The 252-nt window shown below is 76.2% G+C and carries 1 protein-coding gene; it reads left to right on the top strand.

Features of this window, described 5'->3' with window-relative positions; all coding sequences use genetic code 11:
• The coding region (locus ACQG3P_RS20890) for a hypothetical protein (protein WP_426806124.1) at positions 1 to 252 on the top strand (252 nt) is incomplete at both ends.

The raw sequence follows: 252 nt of genomic DNA on the forward strand, positions 1-252 counted from the left end.
CAACGGCACCGTGCTGCTCGACAAGGCCACCAGTGCCAGCGGCACCGGCGCTCCCGCACTGGGTGCCGGCGCACAGGCCACCGGGGTGTTCAGCACCGCCAGCGGTGCCGGCGCGACTTCGGCCGGGCGGCAGTCGTCCGCCGTCGGCTACAGCGCCGAAGCCGGCAGCGACTACAGCACCGCGGGCGGCGCGTTCAGTGCCGCCAGCGGGCTGCGCCCCACCGCGCTCGGCTACGGTGCCGAAGCCAGCGG

Origin of the sequence: Stenotrophomonas sp. SrG (assembly GCF_050031795.1) — a bacterium.
GTDB classification, from domain to species: domain Bacteria; phylum Pseudomonadota; class Gammaproteobacteria; order Xanthomonadales; family Xanthomonadaceae; genus Stenotrophomonas; species Stenotrophomonas rhizophila_A.